The sequence below is a fragment of the Sphingomonas sp. DC5200-1 genome (assembly GCF_049897245.1).
Classification (GTDB): domain Bacteria; phylum Pseudomonadota; class Alphaproteobacteria; order Sphingomonadales; family Sphingomonadaceae; genus Sphingomonas; species Sphingomonas aquatilis.
In genome coordinates this window covers 26,920-42,900 of sequence record NZ_JAFCVW010000013.1, presented here as the reverse complement: position 1 = coordinate 42,900, position 15,981 = coordinate 26,920, and the positions used below count along the sequence as shown (strand labels likewise).

17 protein-coding genes and 1 other RNA gene are annotated in these 15,981 nt (G+C 69.0%); 8 read left to right on the top strand and 10 right to left on the bottom strand.

Translation table 11 applies throughout. The features are described 5' to 3' along the window. Positions 1 to 4 precede the first annotated feature (4 nt). Together ACP7A3_RS18770 and ACP7A3_RS18765 are read left to right on the top strand one after the other, a co-directional pair. Positions 5 to 1,189 carry an acyl-CoA dehydrogenase gene (locus tag ACP7A3_RS18770; RefSeq protein WP_426256881.1) on the top strand — a complete coding sequence of 395 codons (1,185 nt, stop codon included), beginning with the start codon at positions 5 to 7 and terminating at the stop codon, positions 1,187 to 1,189. A 236-nt stretch (positions 1,190 to 1,425) separates the two neighbouring features. Further along, on the top strand, positions 1,426 to 2,544 hold the full coding sequence (locus tag ACP7A3_RS18765; RefSeq protein WP_426256882.1) for a CaiB/BaiF CoA transferase family protein: 1,119 nt from the start codon (positions 1,426 to 1,428) through the stop codon (positions 2,542 to 2,544). A gap of 1 nt (position 2,545) precedes the next feature. On the opposite strand, the gene ACP7A3_RS18760 is transcribed toward ACP7A3_RS18765, so the two are convergent. Continuing rightward, positions 2,546 to 3,838 carry a sugar MFS transporter gene (locus tag ACP7A3_RS18760; RefSeq protein ID WP_426256883.1) on the bottom strand — a complete coding sequence of 431 codons (1,293 nt, stop codon included), beginning with the start codon at positions 3,836 to 3,838 and terminating at the stop codon, positions 2,546 to 2,548. A 98-nt stretch (positions 3,839 to 3,936) separates the two neighbouring features. Continuing rightward, positions 3,937 to 4,737, bottom strand: coding sequence for a DODA-type extradiol aromatic ring-opening family dioxygenase (locus ACP7A3_RS18755; protein WP_426256884.1), 801 nt, complete (start codon positions 4,735 to 4,737; stop codon positions 3,937 to 3,939). 77 nt (positions 4,738 to 4,814) lie between these two features. Between ACP7A3_RS18755 and ACP7A3_RS18750 the strand changes: the two genes are divergently transcribed. The 3 genes from ACP7A3_RS18750 to ACP7A3_RS18740 all read left to right on the top strand — a co-directional run bounded on the left by ACP7A3_RS18750 (position 4,815) and on the right by ACP7A3_RS18740 (position 7,210). Further along, a complete protein-coding gene (locus ACP7A3_RS18750; RefSeq protein ID WP_147035494.1) occupies positions 4,815 to 5,360 on the top strand; it encodes a (2Fe-2S)-binding protein in 546 nt (181 codons plus the stop codon). A 138-nt stretch (positions 5,361 to 5,498) separates the two neighbouring features. After that, a complete protein-coding gene (locus tag ACP7A3_RS18745) occupies positions 5,499 to 6,446 on the top strand; it encodes an RcnB family protein (RefSeq protein WP_426256885.1) in 948 nt (315 codons plus the stop codon). Between the two features lie 83 nt (positions 6,447 to 6,529). Further along, positions 6,530 to 7,210: a 2OG-Fe(II) oxygenase gene (locus tag ACP7A3_RS18740; protein WP_017977881.1), complete on the top strand. Its 681-nt coding sequence runs from the start codon at positions 6,530 to 6,532 to the stop codon at positions 7,208 to 7,210. A 208-nt stretch (positions 7,211 to 7,418) separates the two neighbouring features. On the opposite strand, the gene ffs is transcribed toward ACP7A3_RS18740, so the two are convergent. The 5 genes from ffs to ACP7A3_RS18715 all read right to left on the bottom strand — a co-directional run bounded on the left by ffs (position 7,419) and on the right by ACP7A3_RS18715 (position 10,522). Then, positions 7,419 to 7,512: signal recognition particle sRNA small type (ffs, locus tag ACP7A3_RS18735), an RNA gene on the bottom strand. A 43-nt stretch (positions 7,513 to 7,555) separates the two neighbouring features. After that, a complete protein-coding gene (locus ACP7A3_RS18730; protein ID WP_294284407.1) occupies positions 7,556 to 7,879 on the bottom strand; it encodes a hypothetical protein in 324 nt (107 codons plus the stop codon). Positions 7,880 to 8,142: 263 nt separating this feature from the next. Then, positions 8,143 to 8,451, bottom strand: a complete 309-nt coding sequence (locus ACP7A3_RS18725; RefSeq protein ID WP_426256886.1) for a 2Fe-2S iron-sulfur cluster-binding protein — start codon at positions 8,449 to 8,451, stop codon at positions 8,143 to 8,145. Then, positions 8,448 to 9,509 carry a cysteine desulfurase family protein gene (locus ACP7A3_RS18720; protein WP_426256914.1) on the bottom strand — a complete coding sequence of 354 codons (1,062 nt, stop codon included), beginning with the start codon at positions 9,507 to 9,509 and terminating at the stop codon, positions 8,448 to 8,450. The genes ACP7A3_RS18725 and ACP7A3_RS18720 overlap by 4 nt, the downstream gene beginning before the upstream one ends. Continuing rightward, on the bottom strand, positions 9,506 to 10,522 hold the full coding sequence (locus ACP7A3_RS18715) for a cysteine desulfurase family protein (RefSeq protein ID WP_426256887.1): 1,017 nt from the start codon (positions 10,520 to 10,522) through the stop codon (positions 9,506 to 9,508). The genes ACP7A3_RS18720 and ACP7A3_RS18715 overlap by 4 nt, the downstream gene beginning before the upstream one ends. Positions 10,523 to 10,655: 133 nt before the next feature. Between ACP7A3_RS18715 and ACP7A3_RS18710 the strand changes: the two genes are divergently transcribed. Continuing rightward, positions 10,656 to 11,312, top strand: coding sequence for an alpha/beta hydrolase (locus ACP7A3_RS18710; protein ID WP_043059448.1), 657 nt, complete (start codon positions 10,656 to 10,658; stop codon positions 11,310 to 11,312). Positions 11,313 to 11,640: 328 nt separating this feature from the next. On the opposite strand, the gene ACP7A3_RS18705 is transcribed toward ACP7A3_RS18710, so the two are convergent. From ACP7A3_RS18705 to ACP7A3_RS18695, 3 genes are read right to left on the bottom strand one after another with little or no spacing between them, the layout of a single operon-like run. Then, positions 11,641 to 11,820 (bottom strand): hypothetical protein, encoded by a 180-nt coding sequence (locus ACP7A3_RS18705; protein WP_017977875.1) that lies wholly within the window; start codon positions 11,818 to 11,820, stop codon positions 11,641 to 11,643. Next, positions 11,820 to 12,143 carry a YbaB/EbfC family nucleoid-associated protein gene (locus ACP7A3_RS18700; RefSeq protein WP_018251134.1) on the bottom strand — a complete coding sequence of 108 codons (324 nt, stop codon included), beginning with the start codon at positions 12,141 to 12,143 and terminating at the stop codon, positions 11,820 to 11,822. Before ACP7A3_RS18700 ends, ACP7A3_RS18705 begins: the two co-directional genes overlap by 1 nt. Further along, positions 12,140 to 13,789 (bottom strand): DNA polymerase III subunit gamma/tau, encoded by a 1,650-nt coding sequence (locus ACP7A3_RS18695; protein ID WP_426256888.1) that lies wholly within the window; start codon positions 13,787 to 13,789, stop codon positions 12,140 to 12,142. Before ACP7A3_RS18695 ends, ACP7A3_RS18700 begins: the two co-directional genes overlap by 4 nt. 83 nt (positions 13,790 to 13,872) lie before the next feature. Between ACP7A3_RS18695 and ACP7A3_RS18690 the strand changes: the two genes are divergently transcribed. Further along, a complete protein-coding gene (locus tag ACP7A3_RS18690) occupies positions 13,873 to 14,142 on the top strand; it encodes a hypothetical protein (protein ID WP_426256889.1) in 270 nt (89 codons plus the stop codon). A gap of 77 nt (positions 14,143 to 14,219) precedes the next feature. After that, entirely contained in the window at positions 14,220 to 15,974 is a 1,755-nt protein-coding gene (recJ, locus tag ACP7A3_RS18685) for a single-stranded-DNA-specific exonuclease RecJ (protein ID WP_426256890.1), read from the top strand. Positions 15,975 to 15,981: the final 7 nt, after the last annotated feature.

The following is a 15,981-nucleotide window of genomic DNA, read 5'->3' as shown; positions in this document are numbered from 1 at the left end:
TGCGATGGCCGGCATGGGCAAGTTCGACTGGGCGGATCCCTTCCTGCTCGACGAGCAGTTGAGCGAAGACGAGCGGATGATCCGCGACACCGCACGCGCCTATGCGCAGGATCGCCTCGCCCCCCGTATCGTCGAGGCGTTCCAGCACGAACATACCGACCCTGCGATCTTCCGCGAAATGGGTGAACTGGGGCTGCTCGGCCCGACCGTCCCGGAAGAATATGGCGGCGTCGGCGCCAGCTACGTCGCCTATGGCTTGGTCGCGCGCGAGGTCGAGCGGATCGACTCGGGCTACCGCTCGATGATGAGCGTCCAGTCGAGCCTCGTGATGTACCCGATCTACGCCTACGGTTCGGAGGAACAGCGCCACGCCTTCCTGCCCAAGCTCGCGAGCGGCGAATATATCGGCTGCTTCGGCCTGACCGAACCCGATGCCGGCTCCGATCCCGGCGGCATGACGACGCGGGCGCGCAAGGTGGACGGCGGCTATGTCCTCAACGGCGCCAAGACCTGGATTTCGAACAGCCCGATCGCCGACGTCTTCGTCGTCTGGGCGAAGAGCGACGCACACGGCGGCGCAATCCGCGGCTTCATCCTCACCAAGGGATTGAAGGGCCTGTCCGCGCCGAAGATCGAGGGCAAGCTCTCCTTACGCGCCTCGATCACCGGCGGCATCGTGATGGAGGATGTCGAGGTCGGCGACGACGCCCTGCTGCCCAACGTCGAGGGGCTGAAGGGTCCGTTCGGCTGCCTCAATCGCGCGCGCTACGGCATCAGCTGGGGCGCATTGGGCGCGGCGGAATTCTGCTTCCACGCCGCCCGCCAATACGGCCTCGACCGCAAGCAGTTCGGTACGCCGCTCGCCGGCCGCCAGCTCTATCAGAAGAAGCTTGCCGACATGGAGACCGAGATCGCACTCGGCCTGCAAGCCTCGCTGCGCGTCGGTCGCCTGATGGACGAGGGGCGGTTCGCACCCGAGATGGTCTCGATCGTCAAGCGCAACAACGTCGGCAAGGCGCTCGATATCGCCCGGATGGCGCGCGACATGCACGGCGGCAACGGCATCAGCGGCGAATATCAGGTCATGCGCCACGCGATGAACCTGGAGACGGTCAACACCTACGAAGGCGCGCACGACGTCCACGCGCTGATCCTGGGTCGCGCAATCACCGGCATCGCGGCGTTCTGAGGACCTCGCGAGGGGCGCCTAGGGGTTCGCCGGTCCGCCACCTCCCATCGTCACCCCGGCCTTGAGCCGGGGTCCCGCTTCTTGGTCCGCGCAGACATAGCGGGTCCTCGGATCGAGTCCGGGGTGACGGAAGTGGGGCATTGCATGGGTGAGGACGCCTCGCGCCCCTGGCATAACATTTGTTGTGCTTGCTCGTCGCGCTGCTTACCCTCCCCCGAAACAGAGGGAGAGGACCCATGGCGCCACCACCACTCACCGGGCTGCGCATCGTCGAGATGGCGGGGATCGGTCCCGGCCCGTTCTGCGGCATGATGCTCGCCGACCATGGGGCGGAAGTGATCCGCATCGATCGCGGGCATCAACCTGGGTTCAGCGATCCGGCCAAGGACCCACTGCTGCGCTCGCGTCGCTCCATCGCGATCGATCTCAAGACGCCGCAGGGCATCGCCGCGGTCCGCCGCATCGTCGCGAGCGCCGATGGCCTGATCGAAGGCTACCGCCCCGGCGTGATGGAGCGGCTGGGCCTCGGCCCCGACGTGCTGCTGAACGACAATCCGCGCCTCGTCTACGGCCGCATGACCGGCTGGGGACAGACCGGCCCCCTTGCCGCCGACCCTGGCCACGACATCGACTATATCGCCATCTCCGGCGCGCTCCACGCCTTCGGGCGCGCCGGCGACAAGCCGACGGCGCCGATCAACATGGTCGGCGATTTTGGCGGCGGCGGCATGATGCTGGCGTTTGGTATGCTCGCCGCGCTGCTCCACGCGCAACGCAGCGGCGAAGGACAGGTCGTCGACGCCGCGATGACCGACGGATCGGCACTGCTGATGAGCATGATCTGGGGCTTCCGCGGCATGGGCCGGTGGAGCGACACGCGCGGCACCAACCTGCTCGACGGCGGCGCCCCCTTCTACGACACGTACGAAACGCAGGATGGCAAATGGATCGCGGTCGGCGCGATCGAGCCGGCCTTCTACGCCGCGCTCCGCCGAGTTCTCGGCCTCAGCGATCCGCTGTGGGACCGCCAGCTCGATCCCTCCGCGTGGCCGGCGATGCGCGATGGTCTGGCGGCCGTCTTCCGGACCAGGTCGCGCGACGCTTGGGTGGAGGCCTTCGCTGGCAGCGAGGCGTGCGTGGCTCCTGTTCTCGACTTCGACGAAGCCACCACCCACCCGCACAATGTCGCGCGGGAGACGCTGGTCGAGGCGGGCGGCGTGATCCAGCCCGCCCCCGCCCCACGCTACTCGGCGAGCGCCACCGTGGCCCCTGCGCTGGCGAGCGAGCGGGCCGATGCCGCCACGCTCGCCGATCTCGGCTTCACGCCCGCGGAGATCGCGAGCCTCGGCCTGTAGCTCAGGCCGTCACTGCCGAACGGCGCGCGTACAGGCCGTAGGCGAGGATGATCGCGTAGCAGATCGCCGGCAGCGTCAGCGAAAACTGCATCGATCCGGTGACATCGGCGATCTTGCCCGTCAGCGGCGGGATGATCGCGCCGCCGACAATCGCGGTGGCGATGACGCCCGATCCTTCCGCGGCGCGCTTGCCCAGGCCTTCGCTGGCAAGGCTGAAGATCGTCGGGAACATGATCGAATTCATCAGGCCGATCGCCAGCAGCGCATAGCCCGACAGCGCGCCGGTGGTGTTCGCCGAAATCAGGATCAGCGCGATCGCGCCCGTCGCCACGGAGGCGAGCACCTTGCCCGGCGCGACGCGGGTCAGCACCCACGATCCGATGAAGCGGCCGACCAGCGCCCCGCCCCAATAATAGGGCACATAATTGCCCGCGGCCTGATCGCCGATGCCGAACACCGACGCCTGCATCAGATACAGCACGATGACCGACCCGATCGCGACTTCCGCACCGACGTACAGGAAGATGCACGCGGCTCCCATCGCGAAGCGCGGGCGCTTCAGCAGGGTGAAGGCGTGGAAGATGCTGCCCGTCTGGTCCTGTTCTTCCTTCAGGCGGTTGCGACGCGTCCACACGACGGCGGCGATCACCAGCAGCGCGACCGCGAGGCCCAGATAGGTATGGACGATCGCCTGCGACGCTTCCTGACGGTACGTTACCAGTGCCGCGCCGCTGAGCGACGCCGCGCTGACGCTGGCGAGCCCGCCGAGGATCAGCGACGAGCCGACGCGCGGGAAGATCGTGGTGCCCAGCGAGTTGAACGCCTGCGCGAAGGTCAGGCGGCTCGACGCCGTTTCCGGCTTGCCGAGCAGCGAGATCAGCGGGTTGGCGACGACCTGAACGATCGTGATGCCCGCACCCAGCACGAACAGCGCAACCAGGAACATCGCGAAGGTCGCGCTCTGCGCCGCCGGGATGAACAGCAGGCAGCCGACCATCATCGTGACGAGGCCGATCGACGCGGTGCGCATATAGCCCGCCTTGCGCACGATCGCCGCCGCCGGCAGCGAGAACAGCGCATAGGCCAGGAAGAACGCCGACTGGACCAGCATCGACGTCGCATGGTCGAGCGTGAACAGCTCCTTCAGCTTCGGGATGATGATGTCGTTGAGGCTGGTGATACCGCCGAAGATGAAGAACAGCGCGATGACGAAGATGCGCAGATCGGGCGCGTCATAGCCGTGCGCGGCATCGCCGCGGGCCGCGGCTTGGGTTGTGTCGACATGCATGGCCATGGGACTGGCAGCCTCTCCTGGGGAAGATTATGATCCCCAGCGCATAGGCGCCCGCCGCCATCGCTGGCAAGCCGCACCACCGACCCCCGGCATACCCGTCACCCGAATCGAAACCCCGACACCGCCCAGCCCATCACCACGTCGCGATAGTCGCAGAGCGCCGCATCGTCCGCACCCGCCCCTAGCGCGACCATCAGCGGCAGCAGATGCTCGGCCTCGGGGTGCGCGAACCGGGCGTGCGGCAGCGTCTCCCACGCTGCCACCCGCACCGCACGCCGCGCGGGATCGGGATCGGTCACGGTGGCGACCAGCGCATCGTCCCATTCGCGCGCGACCGGCGTCACCGCAGGCCCGCGCGCACGCAGATTGTGGAAGCTCATCCCCGATCCGACGATCAGCACCCCCGCATCGCGCAACGGCGCCAGTGCCCGCCCGATCGCGATATGCGCGGCGGGGTCCAGATCGGCCCGCAGCGACAGCTGGGCGAGCGGGATGTCGGCGTCAGGGTTGGCGACCATCATCGGGATGAAGACGCCATGATCCCAGCCGCGCTGTGCCTCTTCGCCGACGGCATGCCCTGCCGCGCGCAACGTGTCTGCCGCCGCCCGTGCCACATCGACCGCCCCGGGTGCATCCCAACGCAAATGATAGGTGTGGTCGGGAAAGCCGTAATAGTCGAACAGCAACCCGGGTCGCTCGCCGACATGCACGGTCAGATCGGGCGTCTCCCAATGCCCCGATACCATCAGAATCGCACGCGGCCGTTCGGGCAGCGACGCGATCAACCCGGCAAGATACGCCTGCATCGGCCGCCACATCGGGTCGGGCGGGCCGCCATGCGGGTCCATGAAGAAGCACGGACCACCGCCATGCGGCACGAACAGCGTCGGAAGCGTCATGCCGACAAGATCGCCGCACGCCGACCCGTCCGCAATCGCTGTGGATCGAAACGCCGCGTTTCGCTTATGGGGCTTTCATGTCGCGCCTCACGGTCAACAACCAGCCGGTCGAATATCGGCTCGACCCCGCAACGCCGCTGCTGTGGGCGCTGCGCGACGCATCGAACCTAAGCGGCACCAAATATGGCTGCGGCACCGGCGATTGCGGTGCCTGTACCGTCGATATCGACGGCCGGGCAGTGTTGTCCTGCCGCGTTCCCATCGGGTCGATCGAGGGCAGCTACGTCACGACGATCGAAGGGCTGTCGCGCGAACGAAACCACCCGCTGCAACTCGCCTTCATCGCCGCCAATGTGCCGCAATGTGGATTCTGCATCCCCGGCATCATCATGGCGGCGTCGGTGCTGCTGAAGCGCGACACCGACCCCGACGAAGCGGCGATCAAGGCGGCGATCCGCAACTTGTGCCGCTGCGGCATCTACCCCCGGCTGGTCGAGGCGATCCAGCGCGCCGCCCGCGCCGCGCGGGGTGAGGAAACCATCCCCGCCGGCGCCCGTCCCGGCATCGATCCCGCCGACGCCGCCCGCGTCGTCCCCGCGCTGGTGCCGCCGCCCGCGCGGTAGGGGAAACGGGTCCGCCACGGGCCCAAGCTTTCGCAACGCTGACGAACCAATTCAGCTTCGGCACAGCGCCGGTGTGTCATTCCGACGTCATCATCGGGGCCGGCTCGTGCGCCGGCAGTGGAAGGACGAACGTTCGTCATGAAGAGCGTGATTAAGGCGTTGCTGGCTGCATCGATGCTGATGCCGGTTGCGGTGCAGGCGCAGGAGGTGGGCGAGCGCGGCCCTGGCGGTCCCGGCCGTCGTGGCGACTGGCAGGCGCCGGGTGGCCCGCGCCCCGACGGTGGTCGTCCGCCGCTGTCGGCCGAGGTCGGCGTCGATGCCCAGATTCGTACCGAGCGCCCGCAATGGCGCGGCGAGCGCCCCGGCGGCCCCGATGGCGGGCAGTGGCGCCGCGACCGGCCCGGCGGCCCGGACGGCCAAGGCCCTGCGCCCAGCCCGGATCGGCGCCCCGGCCCCGATGGGCAACGCCCCGACTGGCAGCGGCCGGATCGCCCCGATCCCGGCATGGAGCGCCGCCCCGACTGGCAGCGTCCGGGCCGGCCCGGACCGGGGATCGACCCGGGTCCCCGCCCCGACTGGAACCGCCCCGGACCGGACCGTGCCGATCAGGATCGCCGCGACCGCGAACGCCAGGATTGGCAGCGGCGCGACCGCGAACAGCGCGACTGGCAGCGGCGTCAGGACATCGACCGCCGCTGGACCGAACAGCGCGGCTGGGATCAGGGCTGGAACCAGCGCGGCCGCTTCGACCGCCGCAACGATTGGGGCCGTAATAATTGGGATCGGGGCTGGCGCAACGATCGGCGCTACGACTGGGCGCGTGAGCGCGCGGCCAACCGCGGTGTCTTCCGCCTGCCGCGCTATTACGCGCCGTCGGGCTGGGGCTATGGCTACCGCCGCTTCTCGATCGGCATCTCGCTGGCGCCGCTGCTCTTCTCGCAGAGCTACTGGATCGACGATCCCTTCGTCTATCGTCTGCCCGAAGCCTACGGCCCGTATCGCTGGGTGCGCTATTACGACGACGCCTTGCTCGTCGACGTCCGCAGCGGACTGGTGGTCGATGCGGTCTACGGCATCTTCTTCTGATCGATCGGCAGGATGACGGGAGGCCCGGTGGCGACATCGGGCCTCTTGTCTTGTCCCTGTCCCGACGGCATTTTCCCCGCGCCATGTTCTTCCGCAAGAAAGCCGCCGCCCCCTCGCCCGCACGCCGCGACACGGGTCGCGCGGTCGCCACCCGCCTCGCCGCCAATCCGCAGATGACGGCGGCCGAGGTGTCGGGCGTTGAGCTGTTCTACCACCTCGATTTTCTCGATGCCGCGCAATGCGACACGCTGATCGCGATGATCGACGCGGACCGCCGGCCGTCGTCGCTGCTGTCCGACCGCCCCGAATCGGATTTTCGCACCAGCGAAAGCTGCGACATGAACCGCTACGCGCCAGAGGTGCAGCCGATCGACGAATCGATCGCCGACCTGCTCGGCCTGCCGCACGAGAAGGGCGAGACGATGCAGGGCCAGCGCTACGCGCCCGGCCAGCACTTCCGCGCACACCACGATTACTTCCACGACACCGAAAGCTATTGGCCGCAGATCCAGGCGTCGGGCGGGCAGCGGACGTGGACCGCGATGATCTACCTCAACGACGTCGCCGAAGGCGGCGAAACCTGGTTCCCGCAGGCCGGCTTCAAGATCGCACCGCGTCGCGGGCTGCTGCTCGCCTGGAACAACATGAACCCGGACGGCACGCCCAACACGCTGACGCTGCACGAGGGCATGGATGTGGTGGAGGGCACGAAATATATCGTGACCAAGTGGTTCCGCGAAGGATCGTGGCTCAAACGAGGATAAGGCTCGGGCCGTTCGGGCACCTAACCCACATACACCGTCACCCCGGACTTGATCCGGGGTCCCGCTTCTTTTGCGCGCACGGATCAGTGGGGACGCGCCGCAGAGGATGCACCGACAAAAGGCAAAATTAGCAAAAACGCATCATGGCGAAGCCATGACGTCGGACGGTGCTCTGCACCGCCGGCCGCGCAGCATGCCTCACATGCTGCGGTGGGAGCCGGGACGACCCGCGGCGAAATCGTTGCGGCTGCTTCCTTCCGGACCTGACCGGGTTGGCGACGACCACGTCCGCCCGACTCCCGCGGCGCATATGGCGGGGTCGGGCGGCAGGATCAAGTGGTCAGATCAGCGCCATACGCGGAAGCAGCGCCGCACCGGCCCGTAATAGCCCGGCTGCAACCGGCAGACGACGCGGCTGCGACCGTAGCCATAACCCGGGCGACCCCAGCCTGGCCCGCGATCCCAGCCGGGACCACGATCCCAGCCGCGGTGGCGACCCGGCCCACGATCCCAACCCGGACCGCGACCCCAACCGGGTCCGCGATCCCAGCCCGGTCCGCCACGCGGGCCATGCCAGCCATGCGGCCCCGGGGCGGCCTCGGCCGGGGCGGCGGCGACGACGGTGCCCGCGGCGAGCGCGGCGGCACCGAATAGAGCGACAAGCTTCATGATCGAACACTCCCTCTCATGAACCCGCCGAAGCGGGCATGAGCGTACAATCGCCGATCCGCGATGCACGATCCCTGAACCCGTCGTTGTCCAACCGTCAGGAAAGGCGGGAGCTTTGTGTAGGGATCAACACGCGCCAAGCGCCGCGAAGACCCGCCCCTCTTCGTCACCCCGGACTTGATCCTGGGTCCCGCTTTTTCAGAGGCCGGCGAACAGAAGCGGGACCCCGGATCAAGTCCGGGGTGACGGTAAGATCCACGCCCCTACCCCAGCACCCGCACCGTCAGCCCGTCGAGCGCTGTACTCAACCGGATCTGACACGCAAGCCGGCTGGTCCTCGTGGCCTGCGGCACCATGTCGAGCAGGTCTTCCTCCTCCTCCCGTGGCGGCGGCAGGCGGTCCGCATCCTCGGCCGCGACGATCACGTGGCACGTCGCGCAGGCCATATCGCCATCGCACGTCCCCTCCAGCGGCTGCCCGTCCGCCTGCGCCACATCGAGCAGCCGCGCGCCCTGGACGCCCTTCGCCTCGCGCACGCTGCCGTCCGCCCCGATGAACCGCACCCGGATCACGCCACCCCCTGCGCCCGCGCCGCCGAAGCGATCGCCTCCAGCGCCTGCTCCAATTCGTCCTCGGTCGTGTAGCGCCCCCAGCCCAGTCGGATGCTCGACCGCGCCTGCGTTTCGCTCAGCCCCAAAGCGCGCAGAACATGGCTCGACCGCCCCGATCCGCTCGCGCACGCCGATCCCGCCGAAAAAGCGATGTCGCGACAATCGGACATCAGCCGCGCCACATCCAGCCCGTCGCAGCGCACGTTGAGATTGCCGCGATAGCGCGGTTCGACCGCACCGTTGATCGTCCACCCGCGCAGCCGCTCGACCGCTCGGCCCCACAATCGCTCGACATGCGCTGCGTCTGCGTCCCACCGCTCCGCCATCAGTCGCGCCGCCACCCCGAAGCCGACGCAGAGCGCGGGCGACAGCGTACCCGATCGCCCGCCCTCCTGGTCGCCACCGTGCAGCAACGGCGCCAGCGTGACGCCATCGCGCACCCACAGCGCGCCGATCCCCTTCGGCCCGTAGATCTTGTGCGCCGACACCGCGACCAGATCGACATGCTCCGGAATCGCCACGCGACCATAGCCCTGCACCGCATCGCACAGCATCAGCGCAGATCCGGCCTGCGCCCGCGCGGCCAGCTCCGCGATCGGTTGCACCACCCCGATCTCGTTGTTGACGAGCATCGCCGCGACCAGCCCACCCTCAACCGACACGTCCGTCGCGGCGACGAGTCCGTCCTCACCGACTCCCAACACCGACGCCGCCCGCCCCGACGCCCGCACCGTATCGAGAACCGCGGCATGTTCCGTCGCCAGCGTGACGATCGCCCCCTGCGTTCCCTTGATCGCCCAGTTAAGTGCCTCGGTCGCTCCGCTGCTGAACATCACGCGCCCGCCCGGCGGCAGCAGCGCCGCGACCTGCGCGCGCGCCACCTCGACCGCCGCCTTGGCGGCCCGGCCGGGACGATGCGGCGAATGCGGATTGGCGTGCTGGTCGCGCAGCCAGGGCAGCATTGCCGCCAGCGCTTCCGGCGCGAGCGGCGTCGTCGCCTGATAATCGAGGTAGATCACGGCGCCCGCCGCATCTGCTTCGCCATGGCGCGCCATGCCACGATGAAGGCGTCGACCTCCGCCTCGGTCGTCGTGCGGCCAAAGCTCACCCGGATCACCTCGCGCCCCGCCTCCGCGCTCCAGCCCATCGCGGCCAGCACATGGCTCGGCTTCATGCTCCCGCTCGAACAGGCGCTGCCCGCCGAGACTGCAAAGCCGGCGCTGTCGAGCAGGATCAGCTGCGCCGCCGCCGCGGACCCGCGCAACCGATACGAACCGATCGCCGGATGCCGCAGCGCGCCCTCCGCGACCACCTCACCGCCCGACCGCCGGATCGCATCGTCCAGCTTTGCGCGTAGCGCGCCATGATCCGGCTCCGGCTCGGCCAGCGCGGCGGCATAGCCCAGGACCCCCGGCAGATTCTCGGTGCCCGGGCGATAGCCGCGCTCCTGCCCCCCGCTTGGATGCAACATCGCCAGATCACGCACCAGCAGCGCGCCCACGCCCGGCGGCCCACCGCGCTTGTGCGCCGACAGCGCGACCATATCGGCAAGGTCGGCCAGTTCCGTCGAAGCCGGCATCTGCGCCGCATCGACCAGCAACCATCCCCCCGCCGCACGCACACGCTCGGCGATCGCCGCCAGCGGCTGGCGCACCCCCGTCTCGCTATTCGCCCATTGTACGCAGACCAGTGCCGGCCCCGCCGCCAGCATCGCCTCCAGCGCAGCGAGGTCGACCAGCCCGTCGCTGCCCACCGGCACTACGCCCGCATCGCCGCCAGCGCGTAACGCCGCATCATGCTCCACCGCGGTCATCAGTCGCCGCGGCGCGGTCGTCCGCCCCAGGGCGATGCCGAGCGACTCGCTCGCCCCGCTGGTCAGGATCGTCTCCCCCCGCCAACCATGCGCCGCCGCGATCGTCCGCCGCGCCTCTTCCAGCGCTGCCCGCGCCGCGCGCCCTTCGCGATGCGGCGACGACGGATTGGCCCACAGGTCGAACCCCTTCGCTACAGCCGCCCGCGCCGCGGCGGTCATCGGCGTCGTCGCGGCATGATCCAGGTAGAGACGGTCTGGCAGGATTCGTTCCAATTGCGAAAACGGGTGTGCGGCCTATATAGCGCGCAACATTCTGCGCATACCCGCGCGCCCCTTATCTGTGGCGAGACCCATGCCCGAAGTCATCTTTCCCGGCCCCGAAGGCCGTCTCGAAGGGCGTTTCGCCCCCGCTCCCCGTCCCCGCGCACCGGTCGCGATGATCCTGCACCCGCATCCCAGCGCGGGCGGCACGATGAACAACCGGTTGGTGCAGGAGCTCTACAAGACGTTCCAGCGCCGCGGCTTCGCGACGCTGCGCTTCAACTTCCGCGGCGTCGGCAAGAGCCAGGGTACCTTCGACAATGGCGTCGGCGAACTCAGCGATGCGGCGAGCGCGCTCGACTGGGTGCAGAGTTTCCATCCAGAGGCCTCGACCACCTGGATCGCCGGCGTCAGCTTCGGCGCGTGGATCGGCATGCAGTTGCTGATGCGCCGCCCCGAAATTCGCGGCTTCATCTCGGTCGCGCCGCCGGCGAACATGTACGATTTCAGCTTCCTCGCCCCCTGCCCCTCGTCGGGCATCATCATCCAGGGCGAAGCCGACGAGGTCGCGACGCCTGGCGCGACGCAGAAGCTGGTCGACAAGCTGCGCACGCAGAAGCACATCACGATCCACCACGACACGATCCCGAAGGCGAACCACTTCTTCGAGAACGAGACGCCCGAACTGATGCGCTCGGTCGACAATTATCTGGATATGCGGCTGGACCCGAACTCGCCGATCCGGTGAGGCTGGCGTAGCGGAATAGCGGCACGCTAATCCGCGTCTCGGCCGCCAGCCCGGCCAGCGGGGCGCAGCACCGACTGACGGCATAGGCTTCGCCTATGCCGGGCGACCAGCGGCTCCCAAATTCCTCCCCCGCCAGGGGGAGGTGGCACGCCAAAGGCGTGACGGAGGGGGAGGATACGGCACTCCTAGCCATTGCCGCGACGCCAAGCGCACCGCCGCCACGAGGCTCTGAAATCCCGCGCACGGGGCGTCCGCGCAAACGCCCCCTCCACCATTCGCTCCGCGAACGGTCCCCCTCCCCCGCTAAAGCGAGGGAGGGCCTACAACATCACATCTGCCAGATCAGCACATTCCCCAGCAGCACGGCAGACATCACCAGCAACAGCACCGCCTTCTTCCGGTCGCCGCCCCGCGCCAGCAGCGCGCCGCCGCCGATCAGGCAGGCGAAGCACCCCAGCATCGCGATCGCCGGTGCGGCACGCGCGACCGATCCCAGCGGACCGTCCATCAGAACGGCAGCTTGAAGCCCGGCGGCAACGGCAGGCCGCTCGTCATCTTCGACATTTCGGCGCCCGACGCCGCATCGGCCTTGGCCCGCGCATCGTTGAACGCGGCGGCGAGCAGGTCTTCCAGCATCTGCTTCTCGCTCACCTCGATCAGCGAATCGTCGATCGCGATGCCGATGATCCGGCCCTTGGCGGTCGCCTTCACCTTCACCAGGCCGCCGCCCGACACGCCCTCGACCTCGATCGTATCGAGCTGGTCCTGCGCCTTTTGCAGCTCGCTCTGGACGTTCTGCGCCATCGCGAGGATTTCATCGAGGTTCTTCATGCCACACTCCGTTTACCGGGCCAGGTTTCCAGTTCCGCGTCGGGAAACGCCGCCAACGCCGCCTGTACCAGCGGGGTCGCCAGGATCGCCTGCCGCGTCGCCTCTTCCTCGGCCTTGTCCTTCTCGCGCAAGGTAGGCGCGCCGGGCGCATCCTCCAAGGCTATCTTCCACACCTGCCCGGTCGCGCGCTTCAGCGCATCGGCCGCATCGCGCAGCGTATCCGCCGACATCGGCCGCGATCCGCTTAGGATCAGCTCGGGCGGTTCGTACCGCACGACGCGCGCGCCATAGCCCAACTGGGCGGCGACGGCGTGATGCCCCTTGTCCTCCAGCATCGCGACCAGCGCCTCGAAATCGGCCGGCATGGCTGGCTTTTCATCGATGACCGCAACCGGCCCGGGCGCCGGGGCCGCCGTCGGGGCGGACGCGGGCGCAGCACCACCGATCTTGCCGCTCGCGATCTGCTTCGCCAACTCGCCCGGATCGGGCAGGCTGGACGCATGGATGACGCGCAGCAGCGCCATCTCCGCCGCCTCGATCGGCAGCACCGCCTTGGCGACCTCGTCATGCCCCTTCAGCATCAGCTGCCACAGCCGGTGCAGCGCCGGAAAGGAGAGGCTCGCCGCCCATTCGCCCCGCGCCTGCCGCTGCTCGACCGGCTGCGCCGGGTCCTCCGCCGTGCCGACCTTGGCGAGCGTGATGCCGTGTACCGTCTCCAGCAACGCACGCAGCACCGATTGCGGATCGACACCATAGTCATATTGCCGCCGCAGGCTGGCGAGCGCACCCGCCGCATCGCCGGCCAGCAGCAACGCCATCAGGTCGCGCACCGCGCCGCGATCGGACAGGCCCAGCATCTGCCGCACCGCCGCCGCGGTCACGCCGCCACCTTCCAGGCCAGCATGCGCGATCGCCTGGTCCAGGATCGACAGGCCGTCGCGCGCCGACCCCTCCGCCGCGCGCGCAATCAGCATCAGCGCTTCCGACTCCGCCTCGACGCCCTCTTCGCGACAGACGAAGGCGAAATGCTCGGCCAGCTGCTCCGCCGAAATGCGGCGCAGGTCGAATCGCTGGCAGCGCGACAGCACCGTGATCGGCACCTTGTTCACTTCCGTGGTGGCGAACAGGAATTTGACGTGCGCAGGCGGCTCCTCAAGCGTCTTCAGCAGCGCGTTGAACGCGTTCTTCGACAGCATGTGGACTTCGTCGACGATGTAGATCTTGTAGCGCGCGCTGACCGCGGCATAGCGCGCCGCATCGATGATCTCGCGCACGTCGTCGACGCCGGTGTGGCTGGCGGCGTCCATCTCGATCACGTCGATGTGGCGCCCCTCGGCGATCGCGCGGCACGGCTCGCACACCCCGCACGGATTGATCGTCGGCCCACCCTGCCCATCCGGTCCGACGCAGTTCAGCGCCTTGGCGATCAGCCGCGCGGTCGACGTCTTGCCGACCCCGCGCACCCCGGTCATCAGAAACGCATGCGCCAGCCGGTCGCGCTTGATCGCATTGCCCAGCGTTGTCACCATCGCATCCTGCCCGATCAGCTCGGAAAAGGTCTGCGGACGATATTTGCGCGCGAGCACGCGGTAGGGATTCGCCTTCGCAGGCTGGGGCGGTTCGCCAAGGTCAAAGGAATCAGCCATCACGTTCCTCTATAGGAGCGCAAGGGGTTGGTGTCGAAGGGCGGACGCTGGTGCAGACGCCTGCCGCCGCGTAGACTCGCGCGATGTCACTCGCGGCCCATCTGCTCAACGCCTTCGCGTCCACGTTGCTCATCGCGCTCGTCACCCGGCTGGTGCTCGGCCGGTTGGCCCCGCGCCTGCCCGCGGCATTCGGCGGCTTCATGCTCGCGTTCGGCTACGCCATCGCGCGCTACACTGGCAATGCGCCGTTCGGGGGCGAGACGGATGCGCTGGTGATGCGCGGCATTGGCACGCTCGCCGGGTTTACCGTCCTGTGGCTCTGGTGGTTCCGCAGGCGCCCCGCCACCGCCTGATGTTTGCGGCCGCTCTCGGTCTGCCCTAAGGGAGACGTCGCGCGCGGCCCGCGCCCCCTTCGGAAAATCCTGCTCCCATGTCCCCCGTTCTCGGCGTTACCCACTCGATTCTCGGCCAGCCCTGGCATTGGCGCAGCCTCGCCGCCGACGGGCGTGAGGGCTTCGGCACCGACGATCTGGTGACGCAGCTCCTTCTGGCCCGCGGTGCCCCGCGCGAGGCGCTGGAGCAGCATCGCGCACCCTCGATCCGCGCCTTCATGCCCGACCCCTCGGTCTTCCGCGACATGGATCGTGCCGCCGTCCGCCTCGCCGACGCGGTCGAAGCCCGTGAGAGCATCGCCGTTTTCGGCGATTATGACGTCGACGGCGCCACCTCCGCCGCCCTTCTCATCCTCGTCCTGCGCGACCTCGGGATCGAGGCGCGCGCCTACATCCCCGACCGCCTGCTCGAAGGCTATGGCCCGTCGGGCGACGCGCTCGTCCGCCTGGCCCACGAAGGCGCCTCGCTGATCGTCACCGTCGATTGCGGCGCGCAGGCGTTCGACGCGCTCGCCATGGCGCACGCCCACCCGGTCGACGTCGTCGTCGTCGACCATCACAAATGCGCCGCCGCCCTCCCCCGCGCGCATGCTCTGGTCAATCCCAACCGGCTCGACGAGGACGAAGGCGCCGCGCACGGCCACCTCGCCGCCGTCGGCGTCTGCTTCCTGCTCGCCGCCGCGTTGATCCGCGAGCTGCGCCGCCGTGGTTTCTTCGCGAGCCGCCTCGAACCCAGACTGATCGATCATCTCGATATCGTCGCGCTCGGCACCGTCGCCGACGTCGCGCAATTGCGTGGCCTCAACCGCGCCTTCGTCGCGCAGGGGCTGAAGGTGATGGCACAGCGCCGCAACATCGGCCTCGACGCGCTGATCCAGGCGTCTCGCCTCACCCGCGCGCCGACGTGCAGCGACCTCGGCTTCGCATTGGGCCCCCGAATCAACGCCGGTGGCCGCGTCGGCCGGGCCGACCTCGGCGTACGCCTGCTCACCACGCAAGACCCCGCCGAAGCGCGCACGATCGCCGAGGAACTCGACCGCCTCAACGACGAGCGCCGCCTGATCGAAAGCGGCGTGCAGGAAGCCGCCGACGCGATGATCGCGAGCGACCGCGCGGTCGCCGTCGTCGCGGGCGAAGGCTGGCACCCCGGCGTCATCGGCATCGTCGCCGGGCGATTGAAGGAAAAGCTCGGCCGCCCCGCGATCGTCATCGCGATCGACGAACATGGCGTCGGCAAGGGTTCTGGCCGGTCGATCGCCGGCGTCGACTTGGGCGCCGCGGTACTCGCTGCCAAAGAACACGGCCTGCTCGTCGCTGGCGGTGGCCATGCGATGGCCGCAGGCCTCACCATCGCCGCCGATCAAGTCGCGGCCTTTACCGCCTTCCTCGAAGACCGCCTCGCCGCCGCCGTCACCCGTGCGATCGGCGAGCGTGCGCTGCTGGTCGACGCCGTGCTCGCCCCCGGCGGCGTCAATCCGGCACTGGTCGATTCGCTCGATGTCGGCGGTCCCTATGGCATGGGCTGGCCCGCGCCGCGCATCGCCGCCGGCCCGGTCCGCATCATCAAGGCCGACGTGGTCGGCAACGGCCACGTCCGCGCCATCGTCGCGGGCGACGACGGCCGCAGTTTCAAGGCGGTCGCCTTCCGCGCCGCCGACAGCGCGTTGGGGCAGGCGCTGCTCGCCGCCGCCCCGCACCGTCGCCTGTGGCTCGCCGGCCGCGCCAAGATCGACGATTGGGGCAGCCGCCCCGCCGCCGAACTGCATCTGGAAGACGCCGCCTGGGCCGATTGACGAAAAG

Excerpts from the sequence above, each read along its gene's own strand:
- ACP7A3_RS18765 (WP_426256882.1), top strand. The coding sequence starts at position 1,426 with ATGGCGCCACCACCACTCACCGGGCTGCGCATCGTCGAGATGGCGGGG.
- recJ (WP_426256890.1), top strand. The coding sequence starts at position 14,220 with ATGTCCCCCGTTCTCGGCGTTACCCACTCGATTCTCGGCCAGCCCTGG.
- ACP7A3_RS18690 (WP_426256889.1), top strand. The coding sequence starts at position 13,873 with ATGTCACTCGCGGCCCATCTGCTCAACGCCTTCGCGTCCACGTTGCTC.
- ACP7A3_RS18750 (WP_147035494.1), top strand. The coding sequence starts at position 4,815 with ATGTCGCGCCTCACGGTCAACAACCAGCCGGTCGAATATCGGCTCGAC.
- ACP7A3_RS18730 (WP_294284407.1), bottom strand. The coding sequence starts at position 7,879 with ATGAAGCTTGTCGCTCTATTCGGTGCCGCCGCGCTCGCCGCGGGCACC.
- ACP7A3_RS18710 (WP_043059448.1), top strand. The coding sequence starts at position 10,656 with ATGCCCGAAGTCATCTTTCCCGGCCCCGAAGGCCGTCTCGAAGGGCGT.
- ACP7A3_RS18715 (WP_426256887.1), bottom strand. The coding sequence starts at position 10,522 with ATGACCGCCGCGGCGCGGGCGGCTGTAGCGAAGGGGTTCGACCTGTGG.
- ACP7A3_RS18705 (WP_017977875.1), bottom strand. The coding sequence starts at position 11,820 with ATGGACGGTCCGCTGGGATCGGTCGCGCGTGCCGCACCGGCGATCGCG.
- ACP7A3_RS18770 (WP_426256881.1), top strand. The coding sequence starts at position 5 with ATGGCCGGCATGGGCAAGTTCGACTGGGCGGATCCCTTCCTGCTCGAC.
- ACP7A3_RS18760 (WP_426256883.1), bottom strand. The coding sequence starts at position 3,838 with ATGGCCATGCATGTCGACACAACCCAAGCCGCGGCCCGCGGCGATGCC.
- ACP7A3_RS18755 (WP_426256884.1), bottom strand. The coding sequence starts at position 4,737 with ATGACGCTTCCGACGCTGTTCGTGCCGCATGGCGGTGGTCCGTGCTTC.
- ACP7A3_RS18745 (WP_426256885.1), top strand. The coding sequence starts at position 5,499 with ATGAAGAGCGTGATTAAGGCGTTGCTGGCTGCATCGATGCTGATGCCG.
- ACP7A3_RS18740 (WP_017977881.1), top strand. The coding sequence starts at position 6,530 with ATGTTCTTCCGCAAGAAAGCCGCCGCCCCCTCGCCCGCACGCCGCGAC.
- ACP7A3_RS18695 (WP_426256888.1), bottom strand. The coding sequence starts at position 13,789 with ATGGCTGATTCCTTTGACCTTGGCGAACCGCCCCAGCCTGCGAAGGCG.
- ACP7A3_RS18700 (WP_018251134.1), bottom strand. The coding sequence starts at position 12,143 with ATGAAGAACCTCGATGAAATCCTCGCGATGGCGCAGAACGTCCAGAGC.